Here is a 20,799-nt window from a genome sequence, read left to right as displayed (position 1 = left end):
GTTGCAATAAATCCATGCAATTTATTGCTGTTTTTAAAAGATAAGTACTATTTTATGGGAAGTTTTTGCTCGAATTAACCAAACAATACATGCTGAAACAGGAAAGGCAAAAGTACATCCTTGACCAAGTGTACCTGCATCACAGGGTTTTACTGACGGATTTGGCTGAAGGATTGGATGTGTCCATAGATACTATACGTCGAGATGTGAAGGAATTGCACAAAGTCAACAAACTCCGAAAGGTTCATGGTGGTGCCACCTCCTTCGGATTCATGAACTTTACCAAGAACGATGGCAATATTTATCTTCAGTCAAAAAAGATCCATATTGCCGAAAAAGCAGTTTCCATGTTATCCGACGGGCAGGTGATCTTAATGAGTGGTGGGACTACCAATATGGAAGTGGCCAAAATGATGCCCAAGCGCCTTTCCATTACCGTATTTACCCCGAGTCTTCATGTAGCCATGGAGCTGTTGGAGTTTCCGGAGATTGAAGTGATCTTTTTAGGGGGCAAACTGCTGCATGAAGCCAAATTTGCCATTGGAGGGACGGTCGTGAATTCCCTTTCCCAGCTGAAGGTGGATTACTGCTTTCTGGGAACGGGATATGTAGATCCCGAGTACGGGCTTACCGAATTTGATTGGGAGGTGGTGCAGGTCAAAAAAGCCATGATCAAGGCAGCTAGAAAAACTGTATTGCTTTGTGTTTCGGATAAATTCCATACCGTGCAGCGGTATAAAACCTGTGATTTAAATGACATAGATACGCTGATCACAGAACTAGATCCCGGAGATGAACTGCTAAACCCCTTCAGACAAGACTTTATGAAATTGATGTAATTACAAGATTTTGGATTAATTGTTCTACCCAAAGGGATTGAGCTTTTTTTTCAGCTCTCGGAACTGTCGGACGGGATTGGAGCGCATGAGTTTTTTGGATAGGGAGGGAAACAAACGGTGAAACCAAACCATGTGCTTTTCCATTCCGCCGATGGCAAATTCCTCTTTGCCTTTCTCCAATTGCCGAAGGATTTTTTGGGCACAAATGTCGGGATCCATACCTTGTGCCAGGCTTTCCTGTCTTTTGGCATAAGGACTGCCATCTCCTTTTATTCCTGAAAAAGTAATGTCCGTATTGATAAAACCAGGTATGGCAAAATGGATTTTAAGACCAGTCTGATGGGTTTCAGTTCTCAGGGATTCAAAGTAGCCATGTAAGGCATGTTTGGAGGCCGCATACGCAGAAAGTTTAGGCACTCCAAATTTTCCACTAAGGCTTGAAGTAAGTACAAGATGTGATTCAGGTAAGGTAAGTAAAAGGGGAAGCAGTGCTTTGGTAAGAATAACCGGCGCCCAGAAATTGACCTGCATGATTTTTTTCTCCGCCTCTATCTGGGCAAGGGTGACGGGGTCCCGCAAGGATAATCCGGCATTAAAAAAAACATAATCCAATCCCCCAAAAAAATCCCAGGCTTTGCCGGCTATTTCAGGCAAAACCTCGATGTCTTCCATATCGGCTGCCAATAGCTTGATGTCAACATGAGGAAATTCATCGGCCAGTTCCTGCATAAGATTGGCTCTTCTGGATGACAGTACCAATTTGGCCTCCTTGGTGGCCAAAGCCTTCACCAAACCAGCTCCAATTCCTGAGGAAGCACCCACAATCCAAATGCGCTTGTCCTGCCATTTCATAGGTAGATAAATGCTAGCAAATAAAGCGAGGTTTTGAATATTTTTGTTTTCAAAAGCATACGGAAAACACTATTTTAATTGCGTACAATTCAATTGTTTACACTATTAGGTGAACTTATTGGATATGCTTCATCACCCCTTCTAGAGAAGCTTTGAGTTCTTGAGGATTTTTGCTCATCAACGCCGCACCTAGAACCACTATGGCGGCTGTAAACTCTATGGCCTTTTCAATCGATTTTAGCGATTTGAGTGTGCCCTCTATTTTCTCGTGCACTGTTTGGATTTTGCTAAGGGATGCTTCAGCCTCATCCACAACCAATCCCGCAGATTGGGTAAACATGGCATCCGCCCTGAAAATCAGTGATCGACTCAGTTGCCTCAATTCCAACATTTCCTCTGTACTGAGGCTTTGGATATTTTCACGGAGATACTGCCCTACCGCATCCCCGGCATCCAAAAAGAATCTCCCAAGTTCATTTACCTGTTCTGCTGTCAATTCTCCCATTTTAGTGCTATTAAGGCGTGACTTTATTCAAGACTTGGTGCAATTGTGTCAAATCCTCAGCATAACCAAACATCAAGGATTGAAGATCAGAAAATTTCATTCGATCGATGTTTTCTGCCAATTCCCTATGGCCATCTGCCAGCTTTTCAAGCAAAGATGTATATACTTTGATCTCTCGATTATTTCCTTCCAAATTACGAATCCGTTCATAATATTCCCCAGTGGCCGATCTCTTCTCCAATTCCGACAAGGATGGCTCCCTTAACAAGAAAAAGTAATTGTCTTTGAGAAGGAGCTGTTGTGCCCTGACCTTTTGGGTTAGGTTATCCGATAGGTTGAATCGTAGGAACCCCAGCAACTCCTGAACAGCCGGATCCGCTTCTTTTACATAAGCCTTCAGTTTGCTTTTTCTGTAGTTTCCTGTAACCGAATTGGTCAACACCTGTCCCAAATCCACAAAGGCTGATACCTGTTGGCGATTCATGTTGATGCTACCAAAATTTCCTTCTTGGATGCCCGCTGTAATTCCTGAAGTATTAAAACGGGTCAATTCATTGGCTGCAAGTCTGTTCAATCCTCTGAAATAGGTCATCAGGTTTTGATAAAGAAGAAAGGTTACACTGTCTGCTTTTTGATCCCCATCGCATGAACAGTTCATTTCCAGATCGAACGTTTCAATTTTTCTTTCCAGACAATTATCCAAGCAGGACTGTTCAAAACCGTAATCTAGATTTTCATACTGACCTAAACTAGTGATGGCATTGGCAGAAAATTCGGAAACATGCCTCAGATTGGTACAAGCACTAAAAAAGAGGCAAATAAAAACAAGCATAGAGCCAAGTCTACACACATTGAATCGGATGCCTGGTTCAAGGTTTTTCATATTGAATTTCACTTGTGGCAACAATAACAAAAGCTAAACTTTTGACAGGAAAGTAAAAGTCTATTTAGGAAAATCACCTTTAAATATGGCTTTCACAGCTCTTTTAAAGATAATTAAAAGAATCTACACTTCTGTCTTTAAGTATGTTAGTTTTCCAACCTCGGACCATGGCTTTTAACCCGATTATTAATATTTGGCTGGGATCAATTCCAATTTCCGAAATTCCAAGGGACCGTGGTCTCCTTGCAGCATGATAGGCCCTGGAAGCCCTTCATGAGCATCCAAAGCCCCTCCCGTAATCCCCGGAATAATTTGGTCACAAATGATTTGCTTGCCATTGGCGACGATGCTCACTCTTCTCCCAATTAGAGTGATTTCAAAAGTCTGCCACTCTCCCGGGGATTTGGCCACTATTTCGTTGGGGCTGACAAAACCATAAACCCCTCCGAAGTAAAGGGAAGAGGGAGGTGTTCCTTTGTTGTCTTCGATCTGCACCTCATACCGTCCTCGAAGGTAAATACCGCCATTGCTGCCTTCAGGATAGCGGAATTCAGCCAAAAGCTTAAAATCTTCAAAAGTATCTACTGTAATCAAATTGGCTCCTGCTCTGGGATTGACCAGTATACCCTCTTCTACCTTCCATTGATTGACAGCTTTATCAGCCTTCCAACCACCCAGATCTTTGCCGTTGAAAATTGCAATGGGATCTCCCCAAGTGGGTTTTCCCTCTCTCACCAAAGAAGGGGCTTTGACACCTTTAAATGGATATTTGTTGCCGGAAGGATGATGGATAGTCCCGGTCAGTTCCTTGTTCACCATTTGCCCCTCGAATACCAAATCTTGATCAGTATCCTGCCATTGAGGGGGAATCTGGAAGGATACTTTTCCGTCTTCATAGTTGACCCTTGATATGGGTCTTGCGCTACCGTCATCACCCACAAATTGTCCAACCAGAACCCGATTTCCAGACAGTTTGACTTCCAGCCATGAGGGGGCTTCTTTCCCATTCATATCCAAAGTGAGGTTCCATGCCCCTAACAGGTCATTTTGAACTGCCTGCCCATGGACGGATGAGCTTTGACCATAATAACAAAGAAAGAGGGCCAGAGAGAGGAAGGTTTTGATTGTATTCATAGGAGAATGATTTAGCGCTTTACACAGATTGAATTTAAGTAATTTTTGTGGGAATGTAAAAAACCAGATCCAGCACAGCCAAATCTTATCAAAGATCAATTTTTATTCGGTCAAGTCTATTCTGCAACCTAAAAATGCCTTTAAATTCTACTGAATGACGGTAATAATCATGGGATAATTTTCCTATCTTTAAATGCTATTTAATAACCGCTATGGATCTTTTTATCATCGGCGATATCCATGGGTGTTTTTTTTCTTACCTGGAACTTCTAGAAAAATGGGACCCTCAGAAGGAATGCCTCATTCAACTGGGCGATCAGATTGACCGTGGGGCATTTTCCCCCCATGTATTGCTTCATTCCAAGCAATTAGGAGCCCATTTTCCAGAGCAGACGGTCTTTCTCAGGGGGAACCATGAACAACTTATGCTGGATTATTACCTAAAAGGACCCTCTAGAACCTGGTTGATTAACGGGGGCAATTATACCCTAGATCAATTTCAAGCCCTGATGCTCAATCCTAAAAAACTCATCCCCTGGCTTGAGGACCTGCCTTTGACTTGGGAAAATGACCATGTCCTTGTTTCGCATGCAGGATTTTCCAGTACGGAAACACCATTGGATCCCGATAATCCGAATGGGGTGCTTTGGAACCGAAAACCACTTCTCAAATTGGAAAAGACCCAAGTCATCGGGCATACGCCGCGTATGAATGGCCGAGCTGAATACAATGGTGAAACACAATCATGGAACATCGATACAGGCGCTTACCGAAACGGTTGTCTGACAGGAATCAAACTCAGACCCAATGGAGATTTTATAGAAGAAATAAATATTCCCACCAATCCAAAGGACCTTTATACCTGAGGGCAAATAATTTTTTTATAAATTTATGGTCTTCGATTTTTATTAAATGTTACAGCACAGCGCGATAAATTCAGACCAGTTTTTCTCTAAAAAAGTAAGACAAGTCCAACCACGGCATATCAATGTATGTCCGGCTAATATGCCCGTGTATCAGTGTGCTCAAGTCATGAAAAGAGAAAAATTAAGCTGTCTATTTATAGGTCCGGACAGTCAGAATCTTCAAGGATACGTTACTGATATCACCCTCAGGGATAATATAGTAGCCAATAACCTTTCCTTAGAAACCCCTATCGGAGAGGTGATGGATCCCAATATTATTTTCATTGATCAGGAAGCCTATTTATATGAAGCCTTGTTGATGATGTTTCAAACCAAGACAAGGTACCTTTTGGTCAAAGATGGACAGAATTACATCGGTTACATCAGTAGGACAAAAATCCTTACGGAGCAATCCCAAGGCCCATTTATCTTTATACAGTCGGTAAAACAAGCCATAAACAAGGAGGAACTCAGGCAAAAATGGGGAAATGTCCCCATCGTAGTGGACCAGCTGATCTCACGCGGGGTCAAAGCCGAAATCGTCAATCAGGTCATTTCTACTGTCGCCGATACCATTACTTTGCGCGTGATAGAAAATGCACTCAGAGAAAAAGGCCCTGCCCCTGCCAAATTCGTGTTTTTTGTTTTGGGCAGTGAAGGAAGGGAGGAGCAAACACTGAAAACCGATCAGGACAATGCCATTATTTATGAAGATAAGGCCAATGAGCATAGAGAATTGGTCAGAGCCTATTTTTTGGATTTTGCCAGCCATGTTTCCGAACAGCTGGACTTTATTGGCTTTAGTTTTTGTAAAGGAGGTCTGATGGCCAAAAACCCCAAATGGACCCATTCCCTATCTCATTGGAAGCGAAATTATGAAAGTTGGTTTCAGGAGTCCACCCAAGAAACCGTAATGAAATATTCTACTTTCTTTGATTGCCGGGCGATATTTGGAGACTTTTCCCTTTTGGAAGAACTTAAAGGTTATATGGACATTCAGTTACAAAACCCTTTGGAAAGGTTCTTCAACAACATGGGCTTGAATGCCCTGCAGTATGAACCTCCACTTACCTTTTTTAAAAACATTCGGACCTTTGAAATTGAGGGTGAAAAAGTTTTCAACATTAAGAAGGCGATGACTCCGATTGTGGACCTAGTAAGGCTGTTTTCTCTTAAAAACCGGATATTTGAGACCAATACAGGCAAAAGAATTCAAAAATTGACGGAGAAAAAAGTGTTTACTCCCAAAGAAAGTCAGGAATTGGCTCATGCTTATTATTATTTGATGGCATTGCGATTGGAAAAACAAGCACTGATGATGATGGAAAAGCAAAAACCTGCCGTTAACTATGTCAGTATTGAGGAACTTACCAAAGTGGAAATGGTCACTTTGGTAGAAATTTTTAAAGTGATTAAGCAGTTTCAATTGAAAGTAAAAATCAATTTCACCAGGTCCTTGATTTAGTTTTGCCACCAAATTGGTGAAATGCGTATTTTAACTTTTAGACGCTTTTAAAGCTAACTCTTAAACAGCGGGTAGGCTGAATTACTTTTCCCTACACAATTATCCAGTATTTTTATATACTGTTCGATTTCAATGAAACAAGGCAATGATTTCACCTTAAAAAAGACACTTTGCCACTTGTATAACTTTTTTAATTTTTTTATAAAAGTAGCTTGTTTTTAATTTAAGTTTTTATTTATTTGTACTTTGAAACTGAAAGTAATCAAAATTATCTTAACGGAATTTTTGAAGCATAAATCAGTCAATGGTAGAATATTAATGGTTACAAGTGTGATTTCATGAAATATTCATATTCATAAAATTCATATAAAGCTTCAAGACAACAATTTACAATTCTACAAAATTAGCACCAATAAAACCCTAATCCTATGTTAAGCAATTACCCATTATCTGATGTTGAGAAGGAATTTCTGAAGGAATCAGGTGTGGAAAAAATTTCTACAAAGATCCCCTATTTGGTTGCGGATAATTTTCCAAAATTGGGACTGATTACAGCTTGCCGTTTTTTGGAGTGGGCATCATCCAATCCGGATGGAGTCATCAGCTTACCTACTGGCAAAACACCTGAGTTTTTTATCAAATGGACCCAGTATCTGCTTGAAAACTGGGATGGGAAAAAGGGCAAGGAAATCCGCGAAACCTATGGGTTAACCAAAGTCGCCAAGCCTGTTTTGAAAAACCTTCATTTTGTTCAGATTGATGAATTTTATCCCATTTCCTCAAGTCAGGCCAACAGTTTTTACCACTACGTAAATAAGTTTTACATCGATGGTTTTGGTCTGGATCCTAAAAAAGCACTTTTGATCAATTCCGATGAAATCCCATTGGCCGATGGAAAAACATACAAGGAAGTATTCCCAGATCTGAAAGTAGACCTTTCTCTGCGTTTCAGAGAAGCCAAGACCAAACTGGAAGAATTGCAACAGAAATCCATCTACCTGATAGATAAATGGTGCGGAGATTACGAACAAAAAATCAGAGACAAAGGCGGTATAGGTTTCTTCCTAGGTGGCATAGGCCCCGATGGCCACATTGCCTTTAACACCCGGGGTTCACATATCTTTTCCACCACAAGGCTTACTGACACCAATTTTGAAACCAAGGCGGTGGCAGCTGGGGATTTGGGTGGCATAGAAGTTTCCTCCAACCGGCTGGTAATTACCATAGGGCTAGACACCATTGTGTACAATCCTGAAGCGGTTGGCATCATCATAGCTGCCGGTGAAGCCAAAGCACAGATCGTGAAGGACTCTTTGGAAAAAGATATGGATAACGTCTATCCAGCCACCGTGCTCCAAAAACTTAAAAACGGGCGTTTCTATTTGACCAAAGGTGCCGCCTGCAGGTTGGATGATGCAGTGGAGGCCTATTACAAACAAGGAGATTGGACCACCGAAAAAACTGAAAAAGCTGTCCTGGATCTTTGTAAACGCATCAAAAAATATGGGCATAGGCTTAAAATGGAAGACCTCAAAAAGGATAAATTCACTTCGATGATTCCTAATCTTTCGGAGGATACGGTCAACCAAGTGATTCAAAACACCATAGAAAAACTGAATAGAGGAACAGCTAAGGAGAAAAATGAGGTACTCCTCCACACCGGTCCCCACCACGATGACATTTCATTGGGCATCTTGCCCCATATAACCAATCAATTGCAGGAAAACAGCAATGAGGCCCATTTCTCTGTGTTGACATCTGGTTTTACCGCAGTGACCAATACGTTTGTGATTGATACTTTGCAAAATACCAAAAGACTGCTCGATGAAGGCTTGATCCAAATGGTTAATTATGACGATTTTTATGATATTGGATACAGTTTAAAGACAGACAAAGACGTCTACCATTACCTAACCAATGTCGCAAGTGAAGATCCGGAGGAAAGGCTGCGGGGGTTATGCCACAGAGTAGTAAGGGCAATTGTAAAAATCTACCGCGTAAAATCCACTGACCAACTGCGGGAAACACTCAATGATATCATCAGCATTCTAAGAAAATCCTACGATGGGGAAAAAAATCCCTCTAAGATCCAGACATTAAAAGGGATGATCAGGGAATTTGAAGAGGAACTGGTATGGGCACACTTTGGTGTGCAGGTCAAAAATGTCCACCACCTGAGACTTGGTTTTTATACCGGCGATATTTTTACCGAGCAACCGGATAAAAAGAGAGACGTGGAGCCTATCCTCAACATGTTCCGAGAGGTTAATCCTACTAAAATCAGCCTTACACTTGATCCTGAAGGTTCTGGACCCGACACCCATTATAAAGTGCTTCAAGCCACCGCTGAGGCAGTGCGGCAATGGTCAGAGGAAAAAGACCTCAGCAATCTGCGGATCATCGGGTATAGAAATGTGTGGTTTAAATTTGAGGCCCATGAAGCCAACGTGATCGTTCCCGTTTCACTTGGAGACATGTCTGTGATGGAGGATTCCTTTTCCAACTGCTACCTCAGCCAGGTAAATGCTTCCTTCCCAAGCTATGCCCACAACGGTAAATTCAGCACCATTGCCAAGCGGGTTTGGGTAAATCAATTGGACGATATCCAGTTGCTTCTGGGCAAAAACTACTTTTACTTACATGAAACGGCGAAAGTGAGATCCAGTCATGGATTGATATTTTTCAAAGACATGAATGTGGAAGAATTTCTGGCCCATGCCAGAGAATTGGAAAAATCCATAGAGGGCATGATTTGATCAATAAAAATGAGGGGGATCAAAGCAATGGTGACCGTCTATTCCAACTCAATTAAAATTGAAGCAATGACCTGTAAAATAGACTTTTAAAAATTGGCCCAATAACCGAAGTACCATGAAGAACGACCAGGTGATATTAGGTATGGACATAGGAGGAACTTCCATTAAAGCCGCCATTTTGAAAAATGGAGAATTGGTAGGCAAAAACAGCATCCTCACACCTGCCCATGAAACCCAAGATGTTATCCTAAATAGCATTGCGGATTTTATTGCCACTTATGACTCCTACCAATTCAGTGCCATTGGCATAGGCATTCCTGGGTTAGTGGATATCCGAAATGGGGTTGTCCTAAACCTGGAAAATATCCCTGCTTTCCGAAAAGTGGGTCTTAAAGGATTTTTAGAAGATCGATTTCAAAAACCCGTATACCTGAATAACGATGCCAATTGTTTCACCTTAGGGGAATTTAAATTCGGAGCTGCCACCAATTTTCAGCATGTAGTGGGAATCACTTTAGGTACTGGGATTGGTACTGGTATCATAGCCAACGGGCACCTTTATACAGGCATCTATTGTGGTGCAGGGGAATGGGGAGGTGTACCCTATTTGGACAAAACATTTGAAGATTATTGCAGCAGCAAATTCTTTCGTCATTTTCACCATACCAAGGCCAAATCATTGGCTAAAATGGCGGCCACAAAAGATCCGGAGGCCATGCGGATTTTTGAAGAATATGGTCGACACTTGGGTAATTTAATCAAAAACCTCCTTTTTATACTTGCGCCAGAGGCGATTGTTTTGGGGGGTTCCATCCGTAAGGCTTACCCATTTTTTGAAAAAAGCATGAAGGAAACGATCCAAACTTTCCCCTATCCAACCCTTAGTGACGGGCTTAGTATCCTTATCTCAGAACTTGATGATACGGCAATTATGGGAGCAGTGGCCCTTATTGAAGAAGCCGAGACCTATGCCATTATCAAGGTAAATGCTTGAAAAATGCCAACTCCTATGATCTTTTATGTCTTACATGGTTCAAAAAAAATAACCATATAAGGGATTTAAGACTATATAAGAAAAAATTAATGGCTGTTTTATGGTGAAAGGAAACCAATTCACAGAATAACCATTTCAATGAGATTAGTCTATTGGTCAAAAAGCAATATCATCATCAAACTCATATGACCTTATATGCCTTACATGGTTCAAAATAATAAACCATATAAGGGATTTAAGACTTTATAAGGAAAAATTTATGGTTGTTTTTTATGGTGAAAAGAAATCAATTCACAGAATAACCATTTCAATGAGATGAGTCTATTGGTCAAAAAGCAAAATCATCATCAAACTCATATGTCCTTATATTCCTTACATGGTTCAAAATAATAAACCATATAAGGGATTTAAGACTATATAAGGAAAAATTTATGGCTGTTTTTTATGGTGAAAAGAAATCAATTCACAGAATAACCATTTCAATGAGATGAGCCTATTTGTCAAAAAGCAAAATCATCATCAAACTCATATGTCCTTATATCCCTTACATGGTTCGAAATAATAAACCATATAAGGGATTTAAGACTATATAAGGAAAAATTTATGGTTGTTTTATGGTGGTAATTTGTTGGCCCGCCGCTAAAAGGAAATCAAAATCTTGGATAAGAAATTTGGTGAAGAGCAAAGCCAGAAAAACTCATATGATCTTCTATTCCTTATATGGTTCAAATAAAATGAACCATATAAGTTTATAAGGCACAAAAAAAGCCCATTAGAAAATGGGCTTTTGGTGATCCTGTCAGGACTCGAACCTGAAACCTACTGCTTAGAAGGCAGTTGCTCTATCCAGTTGAGCTACAGGACCTTGGAAAATTTAAAATTAATGCACTGGATGTCAATTTTTGGAGGGGAATAAGCCCCTTCCTCAAAAGCTGGTGCAAAGATAAAATAATCGGGTTGGGTTTCCAATAGTTCTACCATATTTTGCCAATAATTTTAAAAACAGTCTATTTTTCTTTAAAAAAATCAATTCTTTTTCCCTAATCATCCATCAAGGTAGATCACTGCACAGCAACGGATTTGAAGATAATTGCCTTTTGGCATGTAGCCAACCCGAAGCCCATAATTTTTCACTTGAAACGAATAGCATCCTTGTTTTTCTGAATAAACTTCAAATTCCTTTCAAACATGTTCTTACAAGATGTATTCAAATGGGCTGACCAAGAAAGGTCCATATGCTCTTGATAATTTGCCATCAAAGCAAGCGCATAGGTTGCCATTTCTTCTGGGATATAGCCAATTCTACTTGCTTCCCAACCTTGATGAGACGTTCCTTGCCACTGGGAAAAACTGAATATGGAGTTTGCTTTAAACACACCGAAGCCCATCGCAATAATGTTTAAATCAGTCAATTCTTCATCATTCTCCTCAATGCGACCTTCCCCTAATAAAACTAGATGAGAAAGTTCGTGAGCTATTGTTGCTACAAGTCGGACGGGATCCAACAACAATTGGTTTTCAATGCCTATAGAAAATCGATTCACCCCATTTTCGGAAAATGTCCCTAGTGTATTTCTATTCGAATACTTGCTTCCCTCAATTTCTTGGGCCGTTACCAATCCTCCTGAAAATTTGATCTGATGGTCATTAAAAAAATGAAGTTCAATGTCAACACCTTTAATTTCCAAATATTGGCATATCAGTTTTGTGATTTCATGTACATCTGACTGATTCCCTTTAAAATCAAATGGAAAAAATTCTTTAGTTGGTAGAATAACAGGTACATTTTTTAAATATACTCTGCCATACTCCTCTTCAAACCAGATGAAAACATCTTCAATCCATTGTTTGTCTTCCTCCGTTACGGTAGGCTTTAACTTTCCAAAAAGCATATATACTTCAATTATTCAAATGGAGAATTACATCCCAAACAACCTAGGCAACCAAAGGGTCAAACCTGGCCATAGGGTAATCACAATTAAGCCTATGATCATGGCAATAAAGAAAGGCACGAGCGGTTTGACCACCTTTTCTATACTGGTTTGGGCAACACCCACCCCAATAAAGAGTACAGATCCGACCGGTGGGGTACATAGACCAATACAGAGATTCAACACCATGATGATACCAAAATGGACAGGATCCACACCCAGTTCTATCACTACTGGTAAGAAAATAGGCGTAAATATCAATACCGCTGGTGTCATGTCCATAAATATCCCTACAAAAAGTAAAATTAGATTAATGAAGATCAAAATCACAAATACGTTGTCACTGATGGAAAGGAGGGAATTGCTGATGGATTGGGGAATATCTTCACTTGACATGACCCATGACATGCTCATGGAGGTGGCAATCAGAAGCATCACAATGGCGGTAGTTTCAGAAGATTTCAAGAGGATGGAAGGCAGATCCTTCCATTTGAGTTCTTTGTAGTAGAATGACAAAACCAAACAATAAACCACCGCTATGGCGGAAGCTTCGGTGGCGGTGAATACCCCGCCTACAATTCCTCCCATCACTATAAACAAAAGCATCAGACTGGGAAAAGCCCTGAAAAACTTAATTCCCAAATCCTTGATAGAACTGCGCTCTCCACCTTTTAACTTTTTCTTCTTAATAAATATGGCCGCGGTCAACATCAGAAGAAAACCGATAAACAATCCCGGCAAATAGCCTCCCAGAAACAGGGCTGCAATGGAGACACCCCCACTTGCCAAAGAATATACGATCAGGATATTGGATGGAGGAATCAATAGGCCTGTAGTAGAAGATGTAATGTTTACGGCAGCTCCGAGTTCTCTGGGGTAACCTTCCTTTTCCATTCTTTTGCCCAGAATACCCCCTATGGCAGAGGCTGCGGCCGCAGCAGAACCGGCGATGGCACCAAAAAGCATTGCAGCAATGACATTGACATACAGCAAGCCCCCTGGAAGCCTACCTGTAATGGATTTGGCCAGCTCAATCAGTCGGTTTGCTATGCCACCCCTGTTCATGATTTCTCCAGCCAAAATAAAAAAAGGAATGGCCAAGAGCGCAAAACTGTCCAAACCAGTTCCCATCCGTTGGGCAATGGTGGTAGCTGAGGGAACTATGGCCACTGAAACCAGCAGGGTGAGAAAACTGGAAAGCCCCAAACTCCAAGCCACTGGAACGCCAATACCCATCAAGGTTAAAAAAGTTAGGACCAAAATTAGAATGCTGATGTATTCCATAGGTTAAGCAATTTTCTTTAATTGTGCGATTTGAAACAGCTGGTAATACAAAACCAAAAAGCCACTGAAAGGAATAATGGTATAAACAAAAGCCAACGGGACCTGAAGTGTGGCAGATTTTTGTTCCAGAATAAATGTGATATAAACCAGATTGCTTCCCCCTAAAATCATGACTGCCACCGCAAAAAATGCCACTAAAGCATAAATCAATATTTGTAACCGAACTTTGGGTTTTCCGCTAAGCTTACGGGGTAATAAATCTATTGCAAGATGTTGGTCCTGACCGGCCACGTAAGCAGCTCCCAACATGCCCAACCAGATCAACATGTACCTGGAAAGCTCGTCTGTAAAGGAACTTGGGGACTGGAGCACATACCTTGAGAACACCTGCCAGCTCACATTAATGACCATCACAGCCATCAAAAAAACCAAGCCATTGGCAATGATTTGATCAACCCATTTTTTTAATTTGAGGTCATTCATAATTCCTTATTTTTTGGATGATTTCGTACATTTCAGGTTGCGATTCTCTGTATCCTTCATACATACTTTCCACAGACTGCCGAAAACCCTCCTGTTCAGGATAGACTATCGTGACCCCTGCAGCCTCAAGGAACGCTAAGGATTCTTCTACTGCCTCAGCCCAAAGCTTGTACTGGAATACTGCAGATTCATCCGCAGCTTCCTGAAGCCACTGCTTCTCATCCTCATTGAGTATGTTCCACCATTTGGTACTGATGATCATGATGTCCGGTACAGCAGTATGTTCATTGATAGAATAAAACTTACAAACCTCATAGTGTCTGGAGGTGTATAGACTAGGGGGATTGTTTTCGGCACCATCTACTATTCCCTGTTGCAAGGCCGTATATAGCTCACCGTAGGAGACAGGGGTTGGGGAACCGCCGAAGCTTTTTACCATATTGATCGCAGTATTGCTTTCCATTACCCTAATTTTCAATCCCTTCAAATCCTCGGGATTGGTAATGGGTTGGTTTTTGGTATAAAAGCTTCTTTTGCCTGCATCATAATAACAAAGCCCACGCAACCAAAAATCTTCCCCTTCCAACAGAAGCGATTTGCCGATCTCTCCGCTCAACACTTTTTCACGATGGACATCATCTTTGAAAAGATAAGGCTGGCTCAAAACCTGAAGCTTGGGGGCAAAACTTTCCATCACTGCCGAGGAGACCTTCGTCATGGCAAGGCTACCGATTTGTAGCAATTCTACCAATTCCCTTTCTGAACCAAGTTGTTGGTTGGGGTAAACTTTGACAATCATCTTACCTTCAGACTTCTCTTCCACCCGCTCCGCCAGAAAAATCATGGCAGTGTGTACTGGATGGGTAACACCCAATCCATGGCCTAACTTCAATACCCTTACCCCACCAGGTTTGGTACATGCAGACAAGGTCAATAGAAATGTAAAAAAGAGCAGTAATTTGGATATTCTTGGGTTCATTTTGGGCAGATTCATAGGTTATAAGGATTGAATGATCTGCAAGGTGGCTTTGATTTTTGCCTCAAGTGGTTTGAATTGCTTTTCTGCCAACCATTCTTTCTTAAATAACTGAGAACCCATCCCTACACAGGTCACTCCGGATTTAAACCATGCGCTCAGGTTTTCTTCATTGGGTTCCACTCCGCCAGTTGGCATCAATTTCACTTCAGGTAAAATGGCTTTAATAGCCGAAATGAAACCGGGACCTAAAAGATTTCCGGGGTAGGCTTTGATCAACTTGGCCCCCAGTAAATGAGCTTGATGAACCTCTGTGACAGTCGCACAGCCTGGAATCCACAGCACATTTTTCATGTTGCAGTAATGGGCAACATCCAAGACCAAAGCCGGGGATACTATAAAATCAGCTCCTGCAAACAGAAAGTCCTTGGCTTCCTGTACTGTAAAAATGGTACCAATGCCCATTACTAGGTCTTCATACTTTTCTGCATACAAAACCAATCCTTTGAATACTTTCAAACTATGAGGGCCCCGGTTTGTAAATTCAAAAACCCTGATACCGGCCTGATATGAAGCATCCAATACCTGTTTGGCAATTTCTAAATCTGCATGGTTGAATACAGGAATCAAACCGGTGTCGGTCATGGCATTTAGGATCGTATCACTGGCAAATCTCATTGTAGATAAAATTAGGGTTATTGTTGATTGGTTTTAACGGAGCAGTTTTCCTACATTCTCCCCCTTTACAAGCGCCTCCACCTCCTGTAGGCTAACTAGGTTTGCGTCTCCAGGAATGCTGTGCTTTAAAACTGAAGAAGCAACAGCAAACTCCAAAGCTTCTTGGGAATGGAGGTGAAGCAAACCATATATCAGGCCAGCCATGTAAGCATCCCCTCCTCCAATGCGGTCTACAATATGGGTCATTTCGTAGGATTTGGACCGGATCAATTTGCCATTTTCCCAAAGGACCGCACTTAGTGCATTGTGGGAAGCACTGACTGCATCTCTATGGGTAGTGGTCACATGCGTAATTTGGGAGTTTAGTTGTTGGGCTGTTTCACAGGCCTTTTCATAAGTTTTTTCATGAATGTCCATGCAGTTTTCAAAATCCGTCAAACCTGCTACCAATACATTTGAGTATTCGATGAGTTCCGGCATAACCTCAAGGGGGCTTTTTCCATACTGCCAGAGATTTCTTCTGTAATTGATGTCAGCACTGACTTTCACCCCGTTTTTTTGAGCAGCCTTTAATGCAGACAGGGTAAGTTTAGCGGCTTTTTCGGATAGAGCGGGGGTTATTCCTGTCCAATGAAACCAATCCGCCCCATCAAAAACCCGATTCCAATCTACCTCATTTCCTTCAAAATGAGAAAATGCGGCATCAAAACGGTCATAAATGATTTTGGATGCCCTTTGCATGGTGCCATTTTCCAAAAAATAGAGTCCCATACGCCCTTCCTTAAAATAAACCTGGCTAGTGTCTACCCCTGTTTGGCGCAAGTACCTGCTGGCGGCGTGACCGATATCATGGTCTGGCATGGCAGTTACATGAATGGCGTGTACACCCCACAGTGCCAAAGCTACAGCAACATTGGCTTCTGCCCCACCATAAACCACTTGGTAGCAGTCCGTTTGTAAAAATCTTTCATGCGATGGTGTGGACAATCGCATCATCACCTCTCCTAGGGTGATTACTTTCTTACCCATGTTTGAACGGTTTTTTTGTCGTTTATATCCGAAAGTGGCCCTTCTGTTTTGTTGGAAAGGTCCTTCTTTTTCATCAATTTAGCCCTAGTCTAAAATAAATTCATCAAAATTTAGAATTAATTTTTATTTCAAGTAAATTGCGCAATCGATTGCGCAATATAAATAATAAAACCCATGAACCATAAAATTTTGAAAATTCATCCAAAAGATAATGTTTGGGTAGCCTTACAGGATTTGGAGGAGGGTGTTCAGCTAAACTTGGAAGAACAGAAAATCACCTTGAAAAACCACATTTCAGCAAAACATAAATTTGCAGAGGTTGATTTTATGGTGGGAGACCAAATATTCATGTATGGTTCTGTGGTAGGTAAAGCCCTTCAACCTATCCCCAAAGGAGGAGTGCTTACCACGAAAAATGTTGCACACCAAGCGGAAAAATTTGGCAAAAAAACAAAATATCCCAACTGGTCCCCACCTGATACTTCCAGATTTGCCAACAGGACATTTATGGGCTACCATAGGGAAGACGGTCAGGTAGGTACCGCCAATTACTGGCTGGTTATTCCTTTGGTGTTTTGCGAAAACAGAAACGTCGACATCATCAAACAGGCTTTTGTAGAAGAGTTGGGTTTCAGCAAGCCAAATCCGTTCAAATTGTTTGTGAAGCAGATGGTCGAAATGTACAAGAACGGGGAAAAAGAAGCCATACCCGAACTCACCCTTACCGCAGCCCTGCCCAAAAAAGAACAACGGCTCTTTAAAAACATTGACGGCATCAAATTCTTGACACATGAAGGGGGTTGTGGGGGAATACGGCAGGATTCAGAGGCATTGTGTGCCCTATTGGCCGGCTATATCACCAATCCCAATGTCGCTGGCGCCACGGTCCTCAGCCTAGGCTGTCAAAATGCGCAACCAGCTATTCTTAAAGAAAAATTGAACCTCATCAACCCCAAGCTGACCAAGCCATTGATCCTTTTGGAACAACAAAAAGAAGGAACGGAGCAGCAATTGTTGTCCAAAGCCATACAGCGCACTTTCCTGGCAATGGCAGACGCTGATCAAATTGACCGAAAGCCTGCACCACTGAGTAAGTTGACTATAGGACTTGAATGTGGAGGATCTGACGGCTTTTCAGGGATTTCTGCCAATCCTTCTGTAGGCCATGTCTCAGATTTGGTAGTCGCTTTAGGTGGAAAGAGCATCCTATCTGAGTTTCCCGAACTCTGTGGAGTGGAACAAGAGCTTATCGACCGCTGTGTAAATGAAGAGATTGCGGATAAATTCAGTCACTTGATGAGAACCTATGCGGCTTCCGCAGAAGCGGTAGGGTCTGGATTTGACATGAACCCTTCTCCAGGCAACATCAAGGACGGATTGATCACCGACGCCATGAAATCATGGGGTGCAGCCAAAAAAGGAGGAACCTCGCCTGTGGTGGATGTCCTGGATTATGCTGAATATGTGAAAAAACCAGGTTTAAACCTGTTATGCACCCCCGGAAATGATGTAGAGAGTACTACTGCCATGGTGGGATCAGGTGCCAATATCATTCTTTTTACCACAGGTTTGGGTACACCCACAGGCAACCCCATTACTCCTGTGATAAAAGTGTCTTCAAATTCCAAACTGGCTCAAAAAATGCCCGATATCATCGATGTGGATTGCGGAGATGTGATCTCTGGTGATAAGAGCATTACCCAGATGGGTGAGGAAATGCTGGAACACCTCATAGAGGTTGCCAGTGGAAACGTTCCTGCCAAAGCAGTGAATTTAGGCCAAGATGATTTCATCCCTTGGAAAAGAGGCGTTTCTTTGTAAGTTAGTCAAAATCAAAACATCTGGTCTTCTTTGAAGTATCCTTAAGAAGTTATAAAAAGAAGACATAATTTGAAAGACTGCTTATTTTTGATTTAACCAAAATTTAACAAAAAAATTAACCGCAGCCCATGAACTTGTTTTCAGTTAAAGACAAAAAAATCATCATAACCGGTGCTACAGGAGTATTAGGCAGTCAAATGGCCAAGCACCTGGCCAAAGAAGGGGCACACATCATCATCATCGGAAGAACACTTTCAAAGATATCCGCTCTTTCAGACGAAATCAAAAAGGCAGGTGGACTCGCGACCGGATTCCAGGCAGATGTCACCAATATGGGTGAACTTCAAAAAGCTGCTGAAAAAATAAAAAATGAAATAGGAGATGTGGACATCTTAGTCAATCTGGCAGGAGGAAACATGCCTGGTGCAGTGGTCAAACCCGATCAGACTTTGGCCGACCTATCACCTGAGGCAGTGAAACAAGTTATGGATCTGAACTACCTTGGGACTCTTTTGCCCATTCAGGCTTTTTTACCCTTGATGCTGCCCAATAAAAGAGGCAACATCATCAATATTTCCTCCATGTCAGCACAGAAACCCCTGACCCGGGTCATGGGCTATGGCTCTGCCAAAGCAGCCATCGACAACCTGACCAAATGGCTGTCCGTGGAACTGAACCAAAAACATGGAGAGGGATTTCGGGTCAATGCTTTGGCACCGGGATTTTTCCTTACTGAACAAAACAGGGAACTGCTGACCGAGTCCAATGGGGTTTTGACCCAGCGGGGCAAACAAATCCTGGACCATACCCCCATGGGCCGTTTTGGTGATCCAGAAGACCTCCTCGGAACCTTGCAGTGGCTTTGCTCTGATGCCTCTAAATTTGTTACGGGGACAATCGTGCCAGTCGATGGAGGATTCTCGGCCTATTCCGGTGTCTAAATGACGGTAATTAATAAAGTTTCAGCCACTAAGTCCTCCTCCCCTTAAAATGGTTCTCAGTCAGGCTGCAGGAAGCTGGGCTCATTCCCGAATCCTTAATCCCAATTCGTAAATCCCAATTCGTAAATCGTAAATCGTAAATCAAAAACATGGCTTATAAAATGGAACAAACCATGCGCTGGTATGGACCCAAAGACCCGGTAAGCTTGGCAGACATCAGACAGTCAGGTGCGTCTGGTATTGTAACAGCACTGCACCATATCCCCAATGGAGAAGTTTGGACCCGGGAAGAGATCAAAAAACGAAAAGACCTCATTGAGGAAGCTGGGCTTTCCTGGTCAGTGGTGGAGTCTGTTCCTGTTCATGAAAACATCAAAACGAGATCAGGAAACTACAAGGATTATATCAAAAATTACCAAAAAAGCATCGAGCACCTCGCACAGGAAGGCATCTTTACTGTATGTTACAATTTCATGCCGATACTGGATTGGACGAGGACCGATTTGGCATATGAACTTCCCAACGGTGCCAAAGCATTGAGGTTTGAAATGAAGGCCTTGGCTGCCTTTGATGTATTTTTATTGCAAAGACCCGATGCTGAGAAGGATTACAAAACAGAGATTTTGAAAGCCGGAGAGGAACATTTGGCACAGCTCTCTGAAGAGGGCAAAGAAAAACTGATCCGAAATATCATAGCCGGTTTACCGGGTGCAGAAGGAGGTTATACGCTGGAACAATTTCAAGATGCACTCAACACCTATGCAGGCATAGACGCCGAAAAACTGGCTGACAATCTTCGTCTGTTTTTGGACGAGATCATTCCGGTGGCTCAGAAGAACAAGGTTTACCTGGCCATACATCCCGATGATCCACCATTTCCCATATTTGGCTTGCCTAGGGTGGTAAGCACTGCCAAGGATGTAAGGAGGCTGTTGAAGGACAACAACAGTTCCTTCAATGGCATCACTTTTTGTACAGGATCCTATGGCGTTAGGCCTGACAATGATCTGCCTGCCATGGTGAGGGAATTTGGAGACCACATCCATTTCATCCATCTCCGAAGCACGCGAAGAGATGAGGCTGGAAATTTCCATGAAGACAATCACCTGGAAGGCGATGTCCCCATGGTGGAAGTTGTCAATGAAATTCTCAAAGTACAAGCCAAAAGAGGCAAATCCCTTCCCATGCGACCTGACCATGGACATCAGATGTTGGACGATCTGAAAAAAGTTACCAATCCAGGCTATTCTGGGATCGGCAGGCTAAAGGGATTAGCCGAACTAAGAGGTTTGGAGATGGCCTTACTAAGGGATTGATTCGATA

18 protein-coding genes and 1 tRNA gene are annotated in these 20,799 nt (G+C 42.1%); 8 read left to right on the top strand and 11 right to left on the bottom strand.

What is annotated here, in order from left to right; genetic code table 11:
• Positions 1-89: 89 nt before the first annotated feature.
• Positions 90-839, top strand: coding sequence for a DeoR/GlpR family DNA-binding transcription regulator (locus H1A14_RS12390; protein ID WP_194776566.1), 750 nt, complete (start codon positions 90-92; stop codon positions 837-839).
• 24 nt (positions 840-863) lie between these two features.
• On the opposite strand, the gene H1A14_RS12385 is transcribed toward H1A14_RS12390, so the two are convergent.
• The 4 genes from H1A14_RS12385 to H1A14_RS12370 form a co-directional block, all read right to left on the bottom strand.
• Positions 864-1,691 (bottom strand): SDR family NAD(P)-dependent oxidoreductase, encoded by an 828-nt coding sequence (locus tag H1A14_RS12385; protein WP_194776565.1) that lies wholly within the window; start codon positions 1,689-1,691, stop codon positions 864-866.
• 115 nt (positions 1,692-1,806) lie between these two features.
• Entirely contained in the window at positions 1,807-2,196 is a 390-nt protein-coding gene (locus tag H1A14_RS12380) for a hypothetical protein (protein ID WP_194776564.1), read from the bottom strand.
• Between the two features lie 10 nt (positions 2,197-2,206).
• A complete protein-coding gene (locus tag H1A14_RS12375; protein ID WP_194776563.1) occupies positions 2,207-3,079 on the bottom strand; it encodes a hypothetical protein in 873 nt (290 codons plus the stop codon).
• Positions 3,080-3,265: 186 nt separating this feature from the next.
• Positions 3,266-4,213, bottom strand: a complete 948-nt coding sequence (locus H1A14_RS12370; RefSeq protein ID WP_194776562.1) for a 3-keto-disaccharide hydrolase — start codon at positions 4,211-4,213, stop codon at positions 3,266-3,268.
• A gap of 212 nt (positions 4,214-4,425) precedes the next feature.
• On the opposite strand from H1A14_RS12370, the gene H1A14_RS12365 reads away from it, so the two are divergent.
• The 4 genes from H1A14_RS12365 (at position 4,426) to H1A14_RS12350 (ending at position 10,333) form a co-directional block, all read left to right on the top strand.
• Complete coding sequence (locus tag H1A14_RS12365) at positions 4,426-5,079, top strand: metallophosphoesterase (RefSeq protein ID WP_194776561.1); 654 nt, start codon at positions 4,426-4,428, stop codon at positions 5,077-5,079.
• Positions 5,080-5,125: 46 nt separating this feature from the next.
• Positions 5,126-6,583 (top strand): DUF294 nucleotidyltransferase-like domain-containing protein, encoded by a 1,458-nt coding sequence (locus H1A14_RS12360; protein WP_194776560.1) that lies wholly within the window; start codon positions 5,126-5,128, stop codon positions 6,581-6,583.
• 428 nt (positions 6,584-7,011) lie between these two features.
• Positions 7,012-9,339 carry a PIG-L family deacetylase gene (locus H1A14_RS12355; RefSeq protein WP_194776559.1) on the top strand — a complete coding sequence of 776 codons (2,328 nt, stop codon included), beginning with the start codon at positions 7,012-7,014 and terminating at the stop codon, positions 9,337-9,339.
• Positions 9,340-9,454: 115 nt separating this feature from the next.
• Positions 9,455-10,333 carry an ROK family protein gene (locus H1A14_RS12350; protein ID WP_194776558.1) on the top strand — a complete coding sequence of 293 codons (879 nt, stop codon included), beginning with the start codon at positions 9,455-9,457 and terminating at the stop codon, positions 10,331-10,333.
• A gap of 788 nt (positions 10,334-11,121) precedes the next feature.
• Here the strand turns inward: H1A14_RS12350 and H1A14_RS12345 are convergent.
• The 7 genes from H1A14_RS12345 to H1A14_RS12315 form a co-directional block, all read right to left on the bottom strand.
• A tRNA-Arg gene (locus H1A14_RS12345) sits at positions 11,122-11,198 on the bottom strand.
• Positions 11,199-11,463: 265 nt separating this feature from the next.
• Positions 11,464-12,225, bottom strand: a complete 762-nt coding sequence (locus tag H1A14_RS12340; protein WP_194776557.1) for a hypothetical protein — start codon at positions 12,223-12,225, stop codon at positions 11,464-11,466.
• A 27-nt stretch (positions 12,226-12,252) separates the two neighbouring features.
• Positions 12,253-13,548: a TRAP transporter large permease gene (locus tag H1A14_RS12335; protein WP_194776556.1), complete on the bottom strand. Its 1,296-nt coding sequence runs from the start codon at positions 13,546-13,548 to the stop codon at positions 12,253-12,255.
• A gap of 3 nt (positions 13,549-13,551) precedes the next feature.
• Positions 13,552-14,031 (bottom strand): TRAP transporter small permease, encoded by a 480-nt coding sequence (locus H1A14_RS12330; protein ID WP_194776555.1) that lies wholly within the window; start codon positions 14,029-14,031, stop codon positions 13,552-13,554.
• A complete protein-coding gene (locus H1A14_RS12325) occupies positions 14,024-15,010 on the bottom strand; it encodes a TRAP transporter substrate-binding protein (protein WP_194776554.1) in 987 nt (328 codons plus the stop codon). The genes H1A14_RS12330 and H1A14_RS12325 overlap by 8 nt, the downstream gene beginning before the upstream one ends.
• 18 nt (positions 15,011-15,028) lie before the next feature.
• Complete coding sequence (locus H1A14_RS12320) at positions 15,029-15,685, bottom strand: beta/alpha barrel domain-containing protein (RefSeq protein ID WP_194776553.1); 657 nt, start codon at positions 15,683-15,685, stop codon at positions 15,029-15,031.
• 33 nt (positions 15,686-15,718) lie between these two features.
• A complete protein-coding gene (locus tag H1A14_RS12315) occupies positions 15,719-16,714 on the bottom strand; it encodes a sugar kinase (protein ID WP_194776552.1) in 996 nt (331 codons plus the stop codon).
• Positions 16,715-16,888: 174 nt separating this feature from the next.
• Here H1A14_RS12315 and H1A14_RS12310 point away from each other — a divergent pair, with 174 nt between their 5' ends.
• The 3 genes from H1A14_RS12310 to uxuA all read left to right on the top strand — a co-directional run bounded on the left by H1A14_RS12310 (position 16,889) and on the right by uxuA (position 20,792).
• Positions 16,889-18,535 carry a UxaA family hydrolase gene (locus H1A14_RS12310; protein WP_194776551.1) on the top strand — a complete coding sequence of 549 codons (1,647 nt, stop codon included), beginning with the start codon at positions 16,889-16,891 and terminating at the stop codon, positions 18,533-18,535.
• A 128-nt stretch (positions 18,536-18,663) separates the two neighbouring features.
• A complete protein-coding gene (locus tag H1A14_RS12305) occupies positions 18,664-19,476 on the top strand; it encodes an SDR family oxidoreductase (protein WP_194776550.1) in 813 nt (270 codons plus the stop codon).
• A 149-nt stretch (positions 19,477-19,625) separates the two neighbouring features.
• Complete coding sequence (gene uxuA, locus H1A14_RS12300; protein WP_194776549.1) at positions 19,626-20,792, top strand: mannonate dehydratase; 1,167 nt, start codon at positions 19,626-19,628, stop codon at positions 20,790-20,792.
• The last annotated feature ends 7 nt before the right edge of the window (positions 20,793-20,799 follow it).

It is taken from the genome of Pararhodonellum marinum (assembly GCF_015354735.1).
In the GTDB taxonomy this organism is placed as follows: Bacteria; Bacteroidota; Bacteroidia; order Cytophagales; family Cyclobacteriaceae; genus Pararhodonellum; species Pararhodonellum marinum.
The sequence above is the reverse complement of the archived record's forward strand: the minus strand, read 5'-3'. Positions and strand labels throughout refer to the sequence as shown.